This window comes from Rhodospirillum centenum SW, from assembly GCF_000016185.1.
Classification (GTDB): Bacteria; Pseudomonadota; Alphaproteobacteria; order Azospirillales; family Azospirillaceae; genus Rhodocista; species Rhodocista centena.
The window spans coordinates 2,508,298-2,526,023 of record NC_011420.2 but is presented as its reverse complement, the minus strand read 5'-3'; the positions used below and the strand labels follow the sequence as shown (position 1 = coordinate 2,526,023).

Sequence of the window (17,726 nt, the reverse complement as noted above, 5' to 3'; positions counted from 1 at the left end):
TCCGTCGCGGCCGGAACCGCCGCGGGGCCGCCGCACCGGCGCTGATGCTGTCCAGGATCGCCCCCGGCCAGCAGGCCCTGGGGGCCCAGCAGAGCCTCCAGCACGGCCACGCGCGAGCGGCGGCGGCCGGTCGCCTGCCTGGGGCCGAGGGCTGGCGGGGTGGCATCGGTCGGGGGATCTGCCTCACGGCAGTGCGGACGCCTGTGCGGTCCAGGCATGCGTCGTCTCCTCCTCCTGTCGGTCCCGTCGGGTCCGCCGCGACCGCCGGAACGGACCGCCTCAACGGGAGGCGGCCCGGTTTCCGGCCGGGCGTCAGCCGATGCGGATGCGGGTGTCGTCCAGGAACGCGTAGTCCGGCAGCGCCAGGTTCAGCGGCGCCGGACCCTTGCGGATGCGGCCGGCCGTGTCGTAGTGCGAGCCGTGGCAGGGGCAGAACCACCCGCCGTAGTCGCCGCGCGGATCGGTGGACTTCTGTCCCATGGGCACGCAGCCCAGGTGGGTGCAGATGCCGATGGCGATCAGCCACTGCTCATGGCCTTCCTTCACGCGGTCCGTGTCCGGCTGCGGGTCGATCAGGGAGTTCAGATCCGTCTTGCGGGCCAGTTCGATCTCGGCCGCCGTGCGGTGACGGACGAAGACCGGCTTGCCGCGCCAGGTCACGGTGATCGCCTGACCTTCCGCGATCGGGCTCAGATCCACCTCGATGGAGGCGAGCGACAGGGTGTCGGAGGCCGGATTCAGGCTGTCGATGAACGGCCACGCGGCGATGGCCGCGCCGACCGCGCCCGTGGCGATGGTGCCCAGAACCAGGATGTCGCGGCGGGACGGATCGCCGTCCTCCTGCCCGGTTCCCATGGGGCCCGGATGGGTCAAGTCCGTCATGATCACATCTCCTTGGCGACGGGGCGCCGCGCCGCGGCTCCCCGTAGGTCCAGTTGCTGACGTTGCGAACGGCCCCGCTCCCGACCGGGGCTCGCCATCGCGCCTCCCCGGGCGGCAGGCGCCAGGGGACACCGGCCTGTCCGCCGTCGGGACGGGCGGGCCGGCCCCCGTACACGGGGGCGATGGTTCTTACGGGGGACATCAGGCGCCAAACGGCGGGGCAGGACTTTGACAACTGTCAAGACCGACCCGGCCGCTCGACTTTTTTGTCGCCGCCCCGCAGATCGGCACGCGCAGGGAGATGGCGTGTCAGGCCGCGACGTGTCAGGCCGCGACGTGTCAGGCCGCGGCGGGGCCGTCCGTGCCGGGGCCGTCCAGCAGGCCGGGGGCATCGGGTTCCGGCACCACCAGCACGTCGCAGGTCGCATGTGCCAGCAGGGCCTCCGCCGTGCTGCCGACGATCAGCCGTTGCAGGCCGCCGTCGCTGCGCGTGCCCGCCACCAGCAGTTCGATCCCCTGCTCGGCCGCCCAGCGGGGAAGCTGGTCGCGGGCGGCGCCTTCCACCACCACCGGGCGGAGGTCCAGCCCGTCCAGCCCGCCCAGCGCCAGGAAGGCGGTCAGTTCGCGCTTCGCCGCCCCGGCCTCCTTCTCCAGGGTGGCGTGGACATGCGCCTTCTCCACCACCGCCAGCGCCAGCGGCATGCGGCTGACCGAGGGATAGGCGTGGACCGCCGCCGCGCCGGCCGGCAGCAGTCCCAGCCGGTCCGCGGCCAGGGCGGCGAGGCGGGAGGAGGGGCCGAGGTCGATGCCCACCGCCACCCGTGCGTAGGCTCCGGCGGGGGGACGGATCGCCATCAGCACCGGCACCCGCGTGCGCCGGATCACCCGCTCGGCCGTGGTGCCGGTGAAGATGTCCCGCAGCAGCTTGCGGCGGTGCGTGCCCAGGACCACCAGATCGCTGCCCGTCTCCACCGCTATCCGGGTGATGACGGCGAAGGGGTCGCCGGCCTCGCACAGCACGCGCCCGCCCGGCAGGGGCAGGGTGCGCTCCAGATAGGCGCGCGCGGCCGCGATCTCCTGGCGCACCAGGTCCGCCGGCTGGTCGTCGTCCACCACATGCAGCACGTTCAGCGACGCGCCCCTGTCCCCGCACAGCAGGGCGGCGCGCCGGATGGCGGCGTCGGATCGTGCCGAGAGATCGGTTGCGACGAGAACGGTCTTCATGTCCGGAATCCTCCTTGCTCGGTCGTCACCGCCCGGTCGGGCGGGACGGTCGTCGGGCCGGCACGCCTCGCGGCGTCGGCCTGGTTCATGCGGCGGCGGTCCTCCGCCACCGTCCTGATGCGCAGCGCCAGTTCGGGATTGCCCTTCAGCAGCGCGCGGAAGTCGGTGGCGCCCAGTTCCAGCAGGTGGCAGTGGACCAGCGCCGTCACGTCGGCGGCGCGGCGGCGGCGGCCCAGCAGCCCCATCTCACCGAAGAAATCGCCGCGGCCCAGCCGCACCCGCTGGTCGCCGGTGGCGATCTCCACCGCGCCCGAGGCGATGAAGAACATGCCGTCGGCCCGCTCACCGCGGGCCATCAGCCGTTCGCCCGGTCGGGCGAAGCGCGGCGACAGCAGGGCGGCGACCTGGGCCACCTGCGCCTCGGAGAGGTTGGAGAACAGCGGGAACTGCTCGATCAGGGTGCGGCCGTCCAGGCGGATGTCCAGCCGCGGCCGCGCGGTGGCGGCGGGCACCTCCGCCGCCACGTCGTTCAGCAGATTGTGGTACAGCTCCTGCCCGATCAGCCCGTCGTTCAGCAGGGTCGTGTGCTCCGCTTCCTCCAGGCGCAGGGCGTACTGGCGCAGGAAGCGGCGCTGCATGGCGCGGGCATAGTGCGGATACTGGAGCCAGAGCGCCTCCAGCGCCCGGTTGGTGGCGTCGATGCGGTGGGTCAGGATGCCGCCGACCAGTCCGGCCAGCCGCTCGCCCAGCACCGTCGCCAGCCGGCCGGCCGCGAAGTGGCGCAGATCCTCCAGCACGATGCGGCTGACCAGCAGCGTCTCGAAACGGTCGGCCAGCCGGTTCGCCAGCATCCGCTCCACCCGCAGATGGCGGTGCAGCGCCGTCGCCAGCACGAAGGCCGGACCGAAGCCCAGCCAGTGCCGGGCCTCCCGGTTGTACTCGCTGCGGCCGCCGCGTCGCGCCGCCTCGACCAGCCGGTCGCTCTGTTGCAGCATCGCCTCCAGCACATGCGGCGAGGCGGTCTTGCGGTGGAAATGCTCCAGCAGCGCCTCGCGCTCCCGCCCGGCCAGCGCCACCAGGGCGATGTTCAGCCGGTCGCGGTCGGCGATGGCCTCTTCCCGGTCGTCGCCCGCGGCGGCGATGCGGTCGGCATAGGGGCGGGCGACCTCGGCCGCCACCTCGGGGGGGATGTGGTAGGCGGTCGCCGCCCGCTCCACCGCGTCGCGCACCGCCACCAGCGACAGCGCCACGACCCGCCGGCGCAGCGCCTGATCCAGCGGGCTGAGCCGGTCCAGGCCCAGCAGCCGGATCAGCGGGCGCAGAGTCGTGCCGTTCACCAGCAGCGTGAACAGCACGTAGCCGGTCGCCAGGATGGCGACGAAGCGCTGCACCTCGGGCGGGAAGACCGGGTTCTCCGTCACCGCCAGCGCCAGCGCCAGGGTGACCGCTCCGCGCAGTCCGCCCCACAGGATCACCACCTTGTACGGCGTGGAGACGGCCTGCCCCAGCCTGAGCCAGCTCAGCAGCGGCAGCAGCAGGAACAGCACCAGTGCCCGCGCCACGAGGCAGGCCAGGACCAGGAGGGCGACCAGCCCGACCTCGCGCCAGCCAAGGCCCGTCAGCAGCCGCGGCACCAGGATGGCGGCCAGGATGAACACCAGCGATCCGGCCCAGAAGGCGATCTGCTCCCAGATCTCCTCCAGGAAGCGCCAGTTGCGCGGCGATACCCGCGTGCGCCCGATGGCGCCCAGCAGCAGTCCGGCGGTGACGCAGGCCGTGACGCCGGAGACGCCGAGATAGCGTTCCGAGACGATGTAGGCGAGATAGGGCAGGGCCACGGTCAGCGTGACCTCCGCCGTGCGGATGTCGCGCACCAGCGGCAGCAGGGCCGCGATGCCGCGGGCCGAGACCAGCCCGACCAGCAGCCCGCCGCCGAAGGAGCGCCCGAACCCCGCCAGGGTCTCGCCCACCTCGGGCTCGTCGGCGGCGGTGATGAAGGCCAGCAGCGCCGTGAAGATGGCGATGGCCGTGGCGTCGTTCAGCAGGCTTTCGCCCTCGACCAGCCGCGACAGCCGGGCCGGCGCGCCCAGGTCCCGGAAGATCGCCACCACCGCCGCCGGGTCGGTGGTGGCGACGATGGCGCCCAGCATCAGGCAGACGGCCAGCGGCACGCCGGCGAAGGGTTCCAGCGCGAAGCCGACCACCGCGGTGGTCACCACCACCGCCACCACGGCCATCAGCAGGATGGGGGCGGCTTCCTCGGCGATGCGGCGGACATCGAGCGTCAGCGACGCCTGGAACAGCAGCACCGGCAGGAAGACGAAGAGGAAGACCTGCGAGGTGACCGGAAAGCCCAGGATCAGCTCGGCCGGCACGTTGAACAGGTTGGTCAGGGGCGTCGCCAGGAGGAAGGCCGACCCCGCCCCGATCAGCACCCCGACCAGGGCCAGCAGCACCGTGTAGGACAGCCGCAGCCGCTGTGCCAACGGCTGCACCAGGGCCGTCACGCAGAACAGCACGGCGATGATGATGAGGACGGAAGGCAGGTCGGCCATGGCGGTCGGGTCGGCTTCGGTGGGGGCGGTACCGGCAGGTCGGGGAGCGGCGGTCCGGGCGGACCCGGCAGCCCGGTGTCATCCCGCCCGGTCCGCACCCCCTGACCGGGCGCCGACCGGAATCAGTCCCGGCCGCGACAGAATGGAGGAACGGCAGGATTCCACAATGCTCATCCTCCGGTTTCCTGTCATTCCGCACTTCTCCGCCAGCATCGTCCCCTGCCTTTCCCGACCGTCACTCAGGCCCTGCTGTCAGTGACTGCGCCGCCCGCACCGCCAGGACAGGCGGGCGCGTGGCTCTTCAGGACAGGGAAGACCGATGTCGCCATGGAGATGGCAAACGCGCGATCCGGGTACTTCAGTCCAGCGGCGTCGGGCCGCAGCCTGCCGGCGGGATCGCCGCGGACGGAAAGGGCTTCCCCATGGTACAGGATGCCGCAGGCGGATCGCCGCAGCGTCCGCCGGCAGTCTTGCGGGGCCACGGCACCGGGGCCATGTCGGAGACTGATTTTCGCACCCTTTCGCACCGCCGCGGACGCGCGCTTCCTGCGCGAGGAGGACTGGAAACGATGGTGGATACGCTGACGCAGCAGGGCCGGACGGAGGTTCCGCCCGCCTCCGGCGCGGACGCGGGGACGCAGCGCGCCTGGCACGCCGTGCCGGCGGAGACGGCGCTGGCCGACCTGGGGACGACGCCCGACGGGCTGGCACCGGAGGAGGCCGCCCGTCGCCTGAAGACCTACGGCTCCAACCGGCTGCCGATCGTCCGGCAGGCCAGTTTGCTGCGCCGCTTCCTGCGCCAGTTCGACAACATCCTGATCCATGTCCTGCTGCTCGCCGCCCTCGTCACGGCGCTGCTCGGCCATTACGTGGATACGGCGGTGATCCTGCTGGTCGTGGTGATCAACGCCATCATCGGCTATGCGCAGGAGGGCAAGGCGGAAGCGGCGCTGGAGGCGATCCGCAGCATGCTGCAGCCGACCGCCACCGCCATCCGCGGCGGCCACCGGCGGACGGTGGAGGCGGTGGACCTCGTTCCCGGCGACATCGTGCAGATCGAAGCCGGGGACCGCGTTCCCGCCGACCTGCGGCTGATCCGGACCAAGGGTCTGCGGCTGCAGGAGGCGGCGCTGACCGGCGAGTCGGTGCCGGTCGAAAAGACCCCCGCCGAGGTGGAGCCGGAACTGCCCCTGGGCGACCGCAGCGGCATGGCCTATTCCGGCACCCTGGTCACCACCGGGCACGGGCTGGGCGTCGTCGTCGCCACCGGCACCGCGACGGAACTGGGCCGCATCAGCACCCTGCTGCAGGCGGTGGGGACGTTGCGCACCCCGCTCCTGCGCCGGATGGACAGGTTCGGCCGCCAGCTCACCGCCGTCATCCTGATCCTCTCCGCCCTGGTGCTGATGGTCGGGGTGATGGTCCACAAGGCGCCGCTGGCGGACAGTTTCCTCGCCATCGTCGGCATGGCCGTGGCCGCCATCCCGGAAGGTCTGCCGGCGGTGCTGACCATCACGCTGGCCATCGGCGTGCAGCGCATGGCCGGGCGCAACGCCATCATCCGCCGCCTGCCGGCGGTGGAGACGCTGGGCGCCGTCTCGGTCATCTGTTCCGACAAGACGGGCACCCTGACCCGCAACGAGATGACGGTGGGCAGCGTCGTGCTGCCCGGCGCCGCCTATGCCGTCTCCGGCGCCGGCTACGATCCGGCCGGCGGGTTCCAGCCGCTTCCGGCGGACGCCCCGGTCGGGGAACAGCAGCCCGCGGGGGCCGCGGACATCGACCCGGCGGCGGACCCGGGCCTGCTGGACATCGCCCGTGCCGCGGCCCTGTGCAATGATTCCGAGGTGACGCGGGGCGAGGGCGGCTGGACCGTGAACGGCGACCCCATGGAAGGGGCGCTGACCGTGCTGGCCGGCAAGGCCGGGCTGGATGCGCTGGACCTGCGCCGCCAGTACCCCCGGCGCGACGAGATCCCGTTCGATGCGGCGCACCGCTTCATGGCGACGCTGCACCATGCCCATGACGGCACCGCCTTCGTCTGCGTCAAGGGCGCGCCGGAGCGGGTGCTCGCCATGTGCTCCAGCGCGGGCCGGCTGGAGGAGGGGACGGTGGTTCCCTGCGACCGCGCCCGCTGGGAGCGCGAGGTCGAGCGGCTGGCCGCTGCCGGCCAGCGCGTGCTGGCCCTGGCGGCAAAGCGGATGCCGGGGGAGACCTCGGGCCTGACCTTCGCCGACGTGGAGGACGGGCTGGTGCTGCTGGGGCTGGTCGGGCTGATCGACCCGCCGCGGCCCGAGGCCGTCGCCGCCGTGGCGGAGTGCCGGTCGGCCGGCATCCGGGTGAAGATGATCACCGGCGACCACGCCGCCACGGCACAGGCCATCGCCCGCAGCCTGGGGCTGGAACGCACCGACCGCGTCGTCACCGGCCAGGAACTGGAGACGGTGGATGACGAGGGGCTGAAGCGGCTGGCGATGGAGGTGGACGTCTTCGCCCGCACCTCGCCCGAGCACAAGCTGCGGCTGGTGAATGCGCTCCAGGCCGACGGGGCCGTGATCGCCATGACCGGCGACGGGGTGAACGACGCCCCCGCCCTGAAGCGGGCCGATGTCGGCATCGCCATGGGCCACAAGGGCACCGAGGCGGCCAAGGAAGCCTCGGAGATGGTGCTGGCGGACGACAACTTCGCCTCCATCGTCGCCGCCGTGCGGGAGGGCCGCACCGTCTATGACAACCTGACCAAGGTGATCGCCTGGACGCTGCCGACCAACGGCGGTCAGGCGCTCTGCATCATCGCCGCGATCCTGGTGGGGGCGACCCTGCCGATGACGGCGGTGCAGATTCTCTGGGTCAACATGGTGTCCGCCGTGGCGCTGGGCCTGACGCTGGCCTTCGAGCCGTCGGAATGGAACATCATGCAGCGACCGCCCCGGCAGACGGACGCGCCGATCCTGTCACGCTTCCTGGTCTGGCGCGTGGTGCTGGTCTCCGTCCTGTTCCTGATCGCCGCCTTCGGCATCTTCGAATGGGCGATGTCCAACGGCCGCAGCCTGGAGGAGGCGCGCACCCTGGTGGTCAACACCATCGTGGTGCTGGAGATCGCCTATCTGTTCAGCGTGCGCTACCTGCACCTCACCTCGTTCAGCTGGGTGGGCATGCTGGGGACGCCGGCGGTGCTGATCGGCATCACCGTCGTGACCGCTCTCCAGTTCGCCTTCACCTACCTGCCGCCGTTCCAGGCGTTGTTCGGCACCGCCGCCGTGCGCTTCGGCGACGGCGTCATCGTGGTGGTGCTGGGGGCCGTGCTGCTGGTCTTCCTGGAGCTGGAGAAGATGATCCGGCAGAAGTTCCTGCACATCGAGGACGATTGAGTCGGGAGGACGATTGAGGCGGCAGGACGATTGAGGCGTCCAGGCCGGCCGGGGACCCGCCCCGGTCGGCCTCTCCGCGCCGGTCCTCAGGGCGCGCCGCCCAGGGCCTGGAACAGGGTGACCCGGTTCTGGAAGACGTCCAGCCGGGTCTGGGCCAGGGCGTTCTCCGCGCTGCGGCGGCGTTCCTGCGCGTCCAGCCAGGAGCGCAGCGGCACCGCCCCGGCGCGGTAGCGGGTCTCGTAGAGCCGTTCCGCCGTCTCCGCCGCCGCCAGCGCCCCCGCCTCCCGCTCCGCCTGGATGGCGAGCTGGCGGCTCGCGGACAGCGCGTCGTCCACCTCCCGCAGGGCGGTCAGCAGGTTTTCGCGGAACTGGAGGACGGCGCGCCGGTAATCCAGCTCCGAGGTCTCCAGGGTCAGCGACAGCCGGTTCCAGTTCACGAAGGGCAGGGAGATGTCCACGCCCAGGGTGGCCACGGGGTTCGCCAGCACGTCGCCCAGGCTGGTGCTGCTGCCCCCGCCCGAGCCGGTCAGCCCGATCGACGGATAGAAGGCGGCGCGGTCGGCATCCACCAGGGCCAGGCTACGGCGCAGGCGCAGTTCCGCCGCCCGCAGGTCCGGCCGGCGGCCCAGCAGTTCGGCCGGCAGGCCCGGCCGCACCACGCCGGGATCGGCGGGCGGCAGGGTCTGCGGCTCCTCCGCTTCCGGCCAGGGGGGGCCGCCCAGCAGCACGGCCAGGGCGTTGCGCGCCTCCACCCGCTGCTGCACCAGGGCGGCCTGCGCCGCCTCCTGCGACAGCACGCTCTGCTCCGCCTCGTTCAGCTCCAGCAGGCCGACGCCGCCCGTGCGGTACTGCACCCGCACCAGTTCCGCCGTGCGCCGGGCATGGGCGATGCTCTGCTCCCCCAGGGCGATGCGGTGGTTCAGATAGCCCAGCCGCCAGTAGCTGCCGGCCGTGGTGGCGATCAGGGCCAGCCGCGTGGCAGCCAGATCCTGTTCCGTCGCCACCGCCTCCCAGGTCGCGGCATCCGCCGTGGCGTCCAGCCGCCGCCAGAGGTCCACCTCGTAGGAGAGGCCGCCGCTGACCGAGTAGCTGTCGTTCGTCTCCCCGTCCTGCCGGCGCAGCGTCCCGCCGCCGCCTGCATTGGCCTGCGGCCGCAGGGCATCGCGGGAGAGACCGGCCTGCACCCGGGCCCGGCGCAGGGTCAGCCCGGCCGCCGCCAGATCGTTGTTGCGCTCCAGCACGGCCGTGACCAGCCGGTCCAGGGCGGGGTCGGCGAAGCTCTCCCACCAGCGGTCGGGCGGGGCCGACAGCGGCGGGGCGGCGGCGTCCACCGCCGCGGCCTGGGCGAAGCCGTCCGCCAGCGGCAGGTCGGGCCGGGCATAGGGCGTGCGGCCGGCGCAGGCCGACAGCGCCAGCAGCGCCGTGGCAAGGGCGACGCCCGCCGTCAGGGGAGGCCGGGCAACCGGGTGTGGGAGGGCCGGGGAGGGGAGGGCCGGGGAGGGGAGGGCCGGGCCGGGAGGGGGGAAGGGGAACCGCTTCATTCGCGCACCAGGGCTTCGACCGGGTCCAGTCGGGCGGCGCTGCGCGCCGGCAGGAAGCCGAAGACCACTCCGATCAGGGTTGAACAGGCGAAGGCCAGGACGATGGACCAGGGCGAGAAGACCAGCCGCGCCCCCGCCCCGAAGGCGGAGAAGCCGGCTCCGATGCCCAGCGCCAGCAGGATGCCGGCGACGCCGCCGATCAGGCAGACCAGCACGGCCTCGATGAGGAACTGCTGCAGGATGTCGCTCTGCCGCGCGCCCACGGCCATGCGGACGCCGATCTCCCGCGTCCGCTCGGTGACCGACACCAGCATGATGTTCATCACGCCGATGCCGCCCACCACCAGCGAGATCACGGCGATGGACGCGATCAGCATGGTCAGCACGGCGGTGGTGTTGGTGATGGTGGCGCGGATCTCGTCGGTGTTGACGATGAAGAAGTCGGTGCTGCCGTGCCGCTGCGTCAGGAAGCGGGTCACCTCCTTCTCGGCCACGTCCATCGGCGTGTCGTCGCCGACGCGCACGGTGATGCTGCGCAGCGTGTTGCTGCCCAGGATGCGGTGCATCACCGTGGTATAGGGCAGATGCACGGTCAGGGTGTCGCCGCCGCCGCCGAAGCCGCTGGCCTGCTTCTGCGCCACGCCGATCACCCGGGCCGGCAGGCTGCCGACCAGGATCACCTGCCCGATCGGGTCGATGGCGGGATCGGTGAACAGGGTGTTGCGCGTGTTCTCGTCGATCACGACGTCCTGGGTCAGGCCGCGCACGGCCTCCTCGCCGAAGAAGCTGCCCGCCGCCGCCTGGGTGCCGCGCACCCGGAAGTACTGGGCGCCCACCCCGCGCACCTGCCCGTTGCTGGCGACGTTGCCGTAGCGCAGCACGACGCTGCTGGAGACCATGGGCGTGACGCTGTCCACATAGGGCTGCGCGGCCAGCGCATCGGCGTCCGCGATCACCAGGGTGTTGATGCGGCCGGCGTTGCGGTCGCCGAAGCCGCGGCCCGGCATGATGTCCAGCGTGTTGGTGCCGATCGCGCTGATCTCCTGGAGGATGCGCTGGCGCGAGCCCTCGCCCAGCGCCACCACCGACACCACCGAGGCGATGCCGATGATGATGCCCAGCATCGTCAGGAAGGTGCGCAGCTTGTGCGCCCCCATGGCCAGCACGGCCATGCGGAACGCCTCGGCGAAGCGGTCCATGGCGGCGCCCAGCGCACTGGCCTGGACGCCGCCGCCGTGCTCCAGCGCCTTGCCCGCGGCCAGCCCGGCGCCGCGGCCCGGCCGGTCGGCGACGATCTCGCCGTCGCTGATCTCGATGATGCGCTGGGCGTGCTCGGCCACGCCCATGTCGTGGGTGACGATGATGACCGTGTGGCCGTCGGCGTGCAGCTCCTCCAGGATGCGCAGCACCTCCGCACCGCTCTGGCGGTCCAGCGCGCCGGTGGGCTCGTCCGCCAGCACCACCTCGCCGCCGTTGACCAGGGCGCGGGCGATGGAGACGCGCTGCTGCTGGCCGCCGGAAAGCTGGCCCGGCCGGTGGTCGGTGCGGTCCGACATGCCCAGCCGGTCCAGCAGCGCCAGCACGCGCTCGCGCCGCGCGGCGCGCGGCGTGCCGGCATAGACGGCCGGAACCTCCACGTTGCCCACGGCCGTGAGGTCGGGCAGCAGATGATAACGCTGGAAGATGAAGCCGAAATGCTCGCGCCGGAGCTGGGCCAGCTCGTCCGGTTCCAGCGCCGACGTCTCCTTGCCCATGATCCGGTAGGAACCGGCGGTGGGGCGGTCCAGGCAGCCCAGGATGTTCAGCAGGGTGGACTTGCCCGAGCCCGAGGCGCCGACGATGGCGACCATCTCCCCGGCGTTGATGGTCAGATCGACATCCTTCAGCACCGTCAGGGTCTGGCTGCCCGACGGGAACTCCCGCCGCAGCCCGCGCAGCTCGATCAGGGGACCGGCCATGGATCAGAGCCCCATCGGGGACGGACCCATGCGGCGCGGGGTGATGGCGGCCGAGGCGCCGCCGGCCGAGCCCTGGCCGATCACCACGCGCTCGCCCGCCGTCAGCCCCTCGCGCACCTCGGCCACGGCGTTGTTGTTCAGTCCGACGCGGATCTGGCGCGGCTGCGCCGGTCCGCCGTCCGGATCGGCCACCAGGACGGTGTAGCTGCCGTCGCGGCGGCGGTTGCCCAGGGCGGCCGACGGGATCAGCGGCACGTTCTGCACCCGGTCCAGCACGATGGAGACCTGCGCCGTCATGGAGATGCGCAGCCGGCCCTCCGGGTTCGGCACGTCCAGCAGGCCGTTGTAGTAGATCGCGGCGGAGGTCGAGGAGGAGGAGGAGGCGTTGCTGGCGCTGCTGCTCTCGGACTGGAGCGATTCCGGTGCGGGCTCCACCGACCGCAGGGTCGTGGTGTAGCGGCGGTCGGGCTCGCCCAGGATGGTGAAATAGGCCTCCTGGCCCGGCCGGACCCGCGGGACATCCGCCTCGGAGATCTCCGCCTTCACCGTCATCTCGTTCAGGTTGGCGATCTTCACGATGGTGGGCGCCGTCTGGTTGGCGTTCACCGTCTGGCCCTGCTTGGTGACGATGGCGACGACGGTGCCGTCGATGGGCGAGGTGATGCGCGTGTAGCCCAGGTTCGCGCGCGCCGTCTCCACCGAGATCTGCGCCTGCACGATCTGCGCCTCCAGCGCCTCGATCTGCGCCTCGGTGGCGGCCAGCGACGCCTGCGCCACCTCGTAGTCGGCGCGCGAGGTGGCCTCGGCGGACAGCATCTGGCGCTGGCGCGCGAAGGCGGCGCGGTCGCGCACCAGATTGGCCTGCTGCTGCCGCTTCTGCGCCTGGAACGCCTTCAGGCTGGCCTCCGCCGTGCGCAGGGCGTTGCGCTGGGTGACCGAGTCGATCTCGGCGATCAGGTCGCCCTGCTTCACGGTCTGGCCCAGCTCCACCGCCAGCCGGATGACCTGGCCGGACACCTGGGCGCCGACGCTGACCATCTCCCGGGCCTCCAGCGTGCCGGTGGCGAGCACCGTCTGCTCGATGTCGCCCAGCCGGACGGGCACGCTGGGCGGCGGCTGTGGCGGTGTGCGCCCGAAATAGTAGGCCGCGGCGGCGGCAACGGGGATCAGCAGGAGCAGCCCGAACAGGGGCCAGCGACGCAGAAGGGAACGGGCTTTCGGCATGATCTCGGCAACACCGGCGCGGACGGACGAAGACTGACGAGTACCTGATACGGACGCCGCCGCCAAACCCGACGCGCGGATCGTGCAGGTTTCCGGGGCGCGTCAGGGCGGGGCGGGGGCTCCGTGCAAGCCTGGGGGCGATCGGCCCCGGCAGGAAAGGATGCACGGATGATACGGATACTGCGCACGGGCCGGTGGCTGGCCGTCCCCCTGGCGCTGGCGGCCCCCCTGGCGCTGACGGCCTGCGCCGGACGCCCGGACGGGCAGACCGCCTTCTGCACGGCGCGCTCGCCGGCGGGGCTGCCGCTCGTGGCGCCGTTGCCCGATCCGGACACCTGCCGGCAGGCGGTGGCCGGCTGGTTCGGCCGCGCCGATCTGGACGGGGACGGCCGTGTCTCCCTGGCGGAGGCGGAGGCCGATGCCGCCGCCCTGTTCGACCGGCTCGACACCGACGGCAGCGGCGCCCTCGTCTCCACCGAGGCTGACGCCGCCCGTCCGCCCCTCCGGCCCGGCGGGCCGGGCGGGGACATCGATCTGCGCCGACCACCGGATGCCGCCCAGGGCGGTCCTGCGGACGGCGGCGGTGCTGGACGCCCTGGTGGTCGCGGCCCCGGCGGGCGCGGTGGTGCGGCGGTGCGCGAAAGCCCGGTCATGGCCGCCGACAGCAACGCCGACTTCCGCGTCACCCGCGACGAGCTGGCGGCCCAGGCGCGGCGCACCCTGCACTGGATCGACAGCGACCATGACGGGGCGCTGACCCCGCAGGAGGTCATGGCCGGCCTCGTCACCGTGCAGCAGCTTCCGCAGCCCGGCTCCGGCGGCGACCGCCGCCCGCCCGGCGGCCGCGGCGGTCCGGGTGGGGGAGGTCCGGGCGGGGGCGCCATGGCGGTGTCCGGAATGGCGGTGTCCGGAGATGTCACAGAATCTTATTTATGATTGAAATAGACGTGGGCGCTGAACTCTCCCGGCTGCCGCGTCATGCGCACCCCATGCGGTGCGGTTGCCTTGACGGGCCGCACCGCATGAGGTACATGCTCGATGCAGTCTCTCCGGAAAAGACTGACAGCGCGGTTCTACCGGACCGATGCGGGAAACGAGCCTGTCAGGGACTGGCTGCTGTCACTGTCCAAGGGCGATCCCGACCGGACAGATCAGAAGATCGTCGGGAAGGACATCGCAAGGGTGGAATTCGGCTGGCCGATCGGCATGCCGATCTGCCGAGCCATCGGAGCCCTGTATGAAGTCCGGTCAACGATCCGGAGCGGCAGGGTCGAGGCCCGCGTCTATTTCGGAATTGATGGCGCGGACATGATTCTGCTTCACGGTAGCGACGACAAGGCCGATCAGGCTCATGCCATCCAGGTCGCCCTGGACCGCTGGAAGAACTACCGGACCCGCAAGGCCGACATGGCAAGAAACACGGTCCGCTCGCCGGGAATCGACCGGTGACCTGCGGACCAGGAGTCGGGACATGACGATGGACACCCCCAGCGATCCCGCCGGCGGCAGTTTCGAGGACTTCCTCGACGATCTCGGCATCCGGGAAGAGGTCTATGGTGCCGCCCTGAAGGAGGTCATCGCCTGGCAGCTCGACCAGGCGCGCAGCGGCCTCGGCACGTCGAAGGCAGCCCTGGCCCGGCGGATGCACACCAGCCGGACCCAGGTGGACCGGGTGCTCGATCCCGCCAACGTCGCCGTTTCACTGGAAACACTGGACCGCGCGGCCCGGGCGCTGGGCAAGCGCCTGGAAATCCGCCTCGTGGACGCGGACGACGCCTGACGCCCGGGGGGCGACGGTTGCACGGGAACGACGGTCAGAGGGAGGAGGGGCGCCCGGTCACGGATGCGTCCCGACGCGCGCATCCCGGCGGACGTGTCCGGACGGGATCAGGCAAGAAGGCGGTGGTGCCCCGAGTCGGATTTGAACCAACGGCCTACCGCTTACGAAGCGGTTGCTCTACCGCTGAGCTATCGGGGCGTGCCTCACCGCAGGCAGGGCGGCTATCTAGCAAAGTCGATCGGGCTTGGCAACCCGGCATCTGGGAAAAAACCAGAATTTGTCGTGGCGACCGCCGGGGACGCAGGCCCTCCCGCGTGCCACCGCCGGGCCGGCGCCTCTCCCCGCACCCCTCGGAAGGGGGCAGGCGTCAGGCGTGGCGGCGGATGACCTCCAGGAACTCCTCGCCGTAGCGGTCCAGCTTGCGGCTGCCCACCCCGGGCAGCAGGCCCAGCCCCACCGCGTCCAGCGGGCGGGCGCGCACCATCTCCATCAGGGTGGCGTCGTGGAAGATGACGTAGGGCGGCACGCCCTGGTCCCGCGCCAGCTCCAGCCGCAGCGCCTTCAGCTCGTGCCAGAGCGCGTCGTCGGCGGGCGACAGCCGCTCGGACGGTCCGCTGCGGCCCGGACGCAGGGTGCGGCGCGCCTCCGCCGCCGGGTCCTTGCGCAGCCGCACCGCCTCCTGTCCCTTCAGCACGGGCGTCGCCGCCTCGGTCAGCATCAGCCCGCCGTGCCCCTCCGGATCGGCGCAGAGGAAGCCGTGCGCCACGAGCTGGCGGTAGACGCTCTGCCACTCCGCCTTGGACAGGTCGCGGCCGACGCCGAAGGTCTTCAGCTTCTCGTGGCCGCGCTCCACCACCTTCTCGGTCGCCAGCCCGCGCAGCACGTCGATCAGGTGGCCCACGCCGAAGCGCTGGCCGGTGCGGTAGACGGCGGACAGGGCCTTCTGCGCCTCCACCGTGCCGTCGTAGGTGGCCACCGGGGTGAAGCAGGTGTCGCAGTTGCCGCAGGGCTGCGGCGCCTCCTCCCCGAAATAGGTCAGGATGGTCTGGCGCCGGCAGCGCGCCGTCTCGCAGAAGCCCAGCAGCGCCTCCAGCTTCTGCCGCTCGGTGCGCTTGTGCCGGGCCGGGGCGTCGGACGCCTCCACCCACTGGCGGAGCTGCACCACGTCCTGGAAGCCGTACAGCATCAGCGCCTCGGCCGGCAGCCCGTCGCGGCCGGCGCGGCCGGTCTCCTGGTAGTACGCCTCCAGGCTGCGCGGCGGGTCCATGTGGACGACGAAGCGGACGTTGGGCTTGTCGATGCCCATGCCGAAGGCCACCGTCGCCACCATCACCACGCCTTCGGCCTTGATGAAGCGGTCCTGGTTGGCCTGGCGCGTCTCTGCCTCCAGCCCGGCATGGTAGGGCAGGGCGTCGATGCCCTGTTCGCGCAGCCACTGGGCCACGGACTCCACCTTGCCGCGCGACATGCAGTAGACGATGCCGGCATCCTCGCCATGGCGGTGGCGGATGAAGTCCAGCAGTTGCCGCCGCTCGTTGTCCTTGGTCTGGACGCGGTAGGTGATGTTCGGCCGGTCGAAGCTGGCGGCGAACACCTCCGCCCCCCCCAGGCCCAGCCGCTCCACGATGTCGGCCCGCGTCTGCGCATCGGCCGTGGCCGTCAGGGCGATCCGCGGCACGTCGGGGAACCGCTCGTGCAGGATCGAGCATTGCAGGTATTCGGGCCGGAAATCGTGGCCCCACTGGCTGACGCAGTGCGCCTCGTCCAGCGCGAACAGCGCGATCCGGGACCGCTCCAGCAGGTCCAGGAAGCGCGGCGTCACCAGCCGTTCCGGCGCCACGTAGAGCAGGTCCAGCCCGCCGCGCTCGCAGGCGCGCTCCACCTCCAGCGCCTCGCGCCAGTCCAGGGTCGAGTTGAGGTAGGCGGCGCGCACCCCGAGCTGGCGCAGCGCGTCCACCTGGTCGCGCATCAGGGCGATCAGCGGGCTGACGACGATGCCCACGCCGGGCCGGACCAGCGCCGGGATCTGGTAGCACAGCGACTTGCCGCCGCCGGTCGGCATCAGCACCAGGGCATCGCCGCCGGCGATCACCTGCTCCACGATCGCGGCCTGCATGCCCCGGAAGTCCGGATAGCCCCAGACATTGCGCAGGACGGTCCGCGCGTCGGGGGTCGGCGTCAGGGGAAGGGCGTCGGGCATATGGATGAAATACGCGACGTATTGTGAGGGGTGCGGACGGTCGGCCCCACATCTGGGGCGCCCGGTCCTTTCTAGGGAAACCGGCGGCCGCGGTCCACGACAAACGGCCGGTTTCCCGGCGGGTCCGCTCCGCGCCCAGGGCGGTTCCGTCCGGTCAGGCGCCCGGCCAGGGCGCCCGGACGGGGGAGCGGCGCAACATCCTTCCGCGCCGGTCGTTTCCCTCTGACAGTACCGACGACGGAGGGATCGAGATGGCGGAAACGCCCCGTGGCATGCAGTCCCCGGCCGAAGGTCGCCCGGCCGACGGTCGCCCGGCCACAGCGCCTGCCGGAACGCCGGCCGGCCCCCGGACCGGGACCGTGCGGGAGGCGGTCGGCGTCTTCGACAGCATCGACGCCTTGCAGGCGGCCGTTGACGATCTGGCGATGGCCGGCTTCGCCCAGCACGAGCTGAGCCTGATGGCGGCGGACGAGACGATCCGTGACCGCCTCGGCAGCGTCTATTCCCGGGAGGAGATGGCGAAGCAGGACCCCGACGCGCCGCGGCAGGCCTATGTCGCCCCGGAAGAGGTCGGCAACGCCCAGGGCATCGCCATCGGCGGACCCGCCTATGTCGGCGCCATCCTGGCCGCCGGCGCGGTCGTCGCCACCGGAGGCACGGCCCTGGCCGCGGCCGCCGCGGCAGCCCTGGGGGGCGGGGCCGGCGGCGGACTGGGGACGGTACTGGCCGGCTGGATCGGTGCGCAGCGGGAGCAGACCCTGCGCCAGCACCTGGACAAGGGCGGGCTGCTGCTCTGGGTCAATCTGCGCGATGCCGAGCGCGAGCGGCTGGCCCGGGACATCCTGCCCCGCCATGCCAGCCAGCCGGTGGAGATCCACGAGATTCCCCAGACCGGGAGCGGCTGAGCCTGCGCGGCCGCCTCTGTCCGCACAGCGGTCATGCGGACGCGACGATGTCCCCAGAGCGTGTCGGGACACTCGACTCCCGGTCC

The 17,726-nt window shown here is 72.2% G+C and carries 12 protein-coding genes and 1 tRNA gene; 5 read left to right on the top strand and 8 right to left on the bottom strand.

Annotated features, from left to right (window positions below):
• Positions 1–312: 312 nt before the first annotated feature.
• The 3 genes from petA to RC1_RS11715 all read right to left on the bottom strand — a co-directional run bounded on the left by petA (position 313) and on the right by RC1_RS11715 (position 4,661).
• Positions 313–882 (bottom strand): ubiquinol-cytochrome c reductase iron-sulfur subunit, encoded by a 570-nt coding sequence (gene petA / locus RC1_RS11725; RefSeq protein WP_012567610.1) that lies wholly within the window; start codon positions 880–882, stop codon positions 313–315.
• Between the two features lie 339 nt (positions 883–1,221).
• Positions 1,222–2,106: a universal stress protein gene (locus tag RC1_RS11720; RefSeq protein ID WP_012567609.1), complete on the bottom strand. Its 885-nt coding sequence runs from the start codon at positions 2,104–2,106 to the stop codon at positions 1,222–1,224.
• Positions 2,103–4,661, bottom strand: a complete 2,559-nt coding sequence (locus RC1_RS11715) for a cation:proton antiporter (protein WP_012567608.1) — start codon at positions 4,659–4,661, stop codon at positions 2,103–2,105. Before RC1_RS11715 ends, RC1_RS11720 begins: the two co-directional genes overlap by 4 nt.
• Positions 4,662–5,230: 569 nt before the next feature.
• Here RC1_RS11715 and RC1_RS11710 point away from each other — a divergent pair.
• The gene (locus RC1_RS11710) at positions 5,231–8,032 is read left to right on the top strand and encodes a cation-transporting P-type ATPase (protein ID WP_012567606.1); all 2,802 of its coding nucleotides are present in this window, start codon (positions 5,231–5,233) and stop codon (positions 8,030–8,032) included.
• A gap of 86 nt (positions 8,033–8,118) precedes the next feature.
• On the opposite strand, the gene RC1_RS11705 is transcribed toward RC1_RS11710, so the two are convergent.
• Genes RC1_RS11705 through RC1_RS11695 form a run of 3 tightly spaced genes read right to left on the bottom strand, consistent with a single transcriptional unit; the run spans position 8,119 to position 12,755 of the window.
• Positions 8,119–9,573: an efflux transporter outer membrane subunit gene (locus RC1_RS11705; protein WP_012567605.1), complete on the bottom strand. Its 1,455-nt coding sequence runs from the start codon at positions 9,571–9,573 to the stop codon at positions 8,119–8,121.
• Complete coding sequence (locus RC1_RS11700) at positions 9,570–11,531, bottom strand: MacB family efflux pump subunit (protein ID WP_012567604.1); 1,962 nt, start codon at positions 11,529–11,531, stop codon at positions 9,570–9,572. The genes RC1_RS11705 and RC1_RS11700 overlap by 4 nt, the downstream gene beginning before the upstream one ends.
• A 3-nt stretch (positions 11,532–11,534) precedes the next feature.
• Positions 11,535–12,755, bottom strand: coding sequence for an efflux RND transporter periplasmic adaptor subunit (locus tag RC1_RS11695; RefSeq protein WP_012567603.1), 1,221 nt, complete (start codon positions 12,753–12,755; stop codon positions 11,535–11,537).
• 168 nt (positions 12,756–12,923) lie between these two features.
• Between RC1_RS11695 and RC1_RS11690 the strand changes: the two genes are divergently transcribed.
• The 3 genes from RC1_RS11690 to RC1_RS11680 all read left to right on the top strand — a co-directional run bounded on the left by RC1_RS11690 (position 12,924) and on the right by RC1_RS11680 (position 14,535).
• Complete coding sequence (locus tag RC1_RS11690) at positions 12,924–13,691, top strand: EF-hand domain-containing protein (protein WP_012567602.1); 768 nt, start codon at positions 12,924–12,926, stop codon at positions 13,689–13,691.
• A gap of 102 nt (positions 13,692–13,793) precedes the next feature.
• A complete protein-coding gene (locus tag RC1_RS11685) occupies positions 13,794–14,204 on the top strand; it encodes a type II toxin-antitoxin system RelE/ParE family toxin (protein ID WP_012567601.1) in 411 nt (136 codons plus the stop codon).
• Positions 14,205–14,226: 22 nt separating this feature from the next.
• Positions 14,227–14,535: a helix-turn-helix domain-containing protein gene (locus RC1_RS11680; protein ID WP_012567600.1), complete on the top strand. Its 309-nt coding sequence runs from the start codon at positions 14,227–14,229 to the stop codon at positions 14,533–14,535.
• A gap of 123 nt (positions 14,536–14,658) precedes the next feature.
• On the opposite strand, the gene RC1_RS11675 is transcribed toward RC1_RS11680, so the two are convergent.
• Together RC1_RS11675 and recQ are read right to left on the bottom strand one after the other, a co-directional pair.
• Positions 14,659–14,733 (bottom strand) — tRNA-Thr (locus RC1_RS11675).
• A gap of 169 nt (positions 14,734–14,902) precedes the next feature.
• Entirely contained in the window at positions 14,903–16,735 is a 1,833-nt protein-coding gene (recQ, locus tag RC1_RS11670) for a DNA helicase RecQ (RefSeq protein ID WP_012567598.1), read from the bottom strand.
• 359 nt (positions 16,736–17,094) lie between these two features.
• Between recQ and RC1_RS11665 the strand changes: the two genes are divergently transcribed.
• Complete coding sequence (locus RC1_RS11665) at positions 17,095–17,640, top strand: hypothetical protein (protein ID WP_041786408.1); 546 nt, start codon at positions 17,095–17,097, stop codon at positions 17,638–17,640.
• Positions 17,641–17,726 lie beyond the last annotated feature (86 nt).

Excerpts from the sequence above, each read along its gene's own strand:
- petA (WP_012567610.1), bottom strand. The coding sequence starts at position 882 with ATGACGGACTTGACCCATCCGGGCCCCATGGGAACCGGGCAGGAGGAC.
- RC1_RS11720 (WP_012567609.1), bottom strand. The coding sequence starts at position 2,106 with ATGAAGACCGTTCTCGTCGCAACCGATCTCTCGGCACGATCCGACGCC.
- RC1_RS11715 (WP_012567608.1), bottom strand. The coding sequence starts at position 4,661 with ATGGCCGACCTGCCTTCCGTCCTCATCATCATCGCCGTGCTGTTCTGC.
- RC1_RS11710 (WP_012567606.1), top strand. The coding sequence starts at position 5,231 with ATGGTGGATACGCTGACGCAGCAGGGCCGGACGGAGGTTCCGCCCGCC.
- RC1_RS11705 (WP_012567605.1), bottom strand. The coding sequence starts at position 9,573 with ATGAAGCGGTTCCCCTTCCCCCCTCCCGGCCCGGCCCTCCCCTCCCCG.
- RC1_RS11700 (WP_012567604.1), bottom strand. The coding sequence starts at position 11,531 with ATGGCCGGTCCCCTGATCGAGCTGCGCGGGCTGCGGCGGGAGTTCCCG.
- RC1_RS11695 (WP_012567603.1), bottom strand. The coding sequence starts at position 12,755 with ATGCCGAAAGCCCGTTCCCTTCTGCGTCGCTGGCCCCTGTTCGGGCTG.
- RC1_RS11690 (WP_012567602.1), top strand. The coding sequence starts at position 12,924 with ATGATACGGATACTGCGCACGGGCCGGTGGCTGGCCGTCCCCCTGGCG.
- RC1_RS11685 (WP_012567601.1), top strand. The coding sequence starts at position 13,794 with ATGCAGTCTCTCCGGAAAAGACTGACAGCGCGGTTCTACCGGACCGAT.
- RC1_RS11680 (WP_012567600.1), top strand. The coding sequence starts at position 14,227 with ATGACGATGGACACCCCCAGCGATCCCGCCGGCGGCAGTTTCGAGGAC.
- recQ (WP_012567598.1), bottom strand. The coding sequence starts at position 16,735 with ATGCCCGACGCCCTTCCCCTGACGCCGACCCCCGACGCGCGGACCGTC.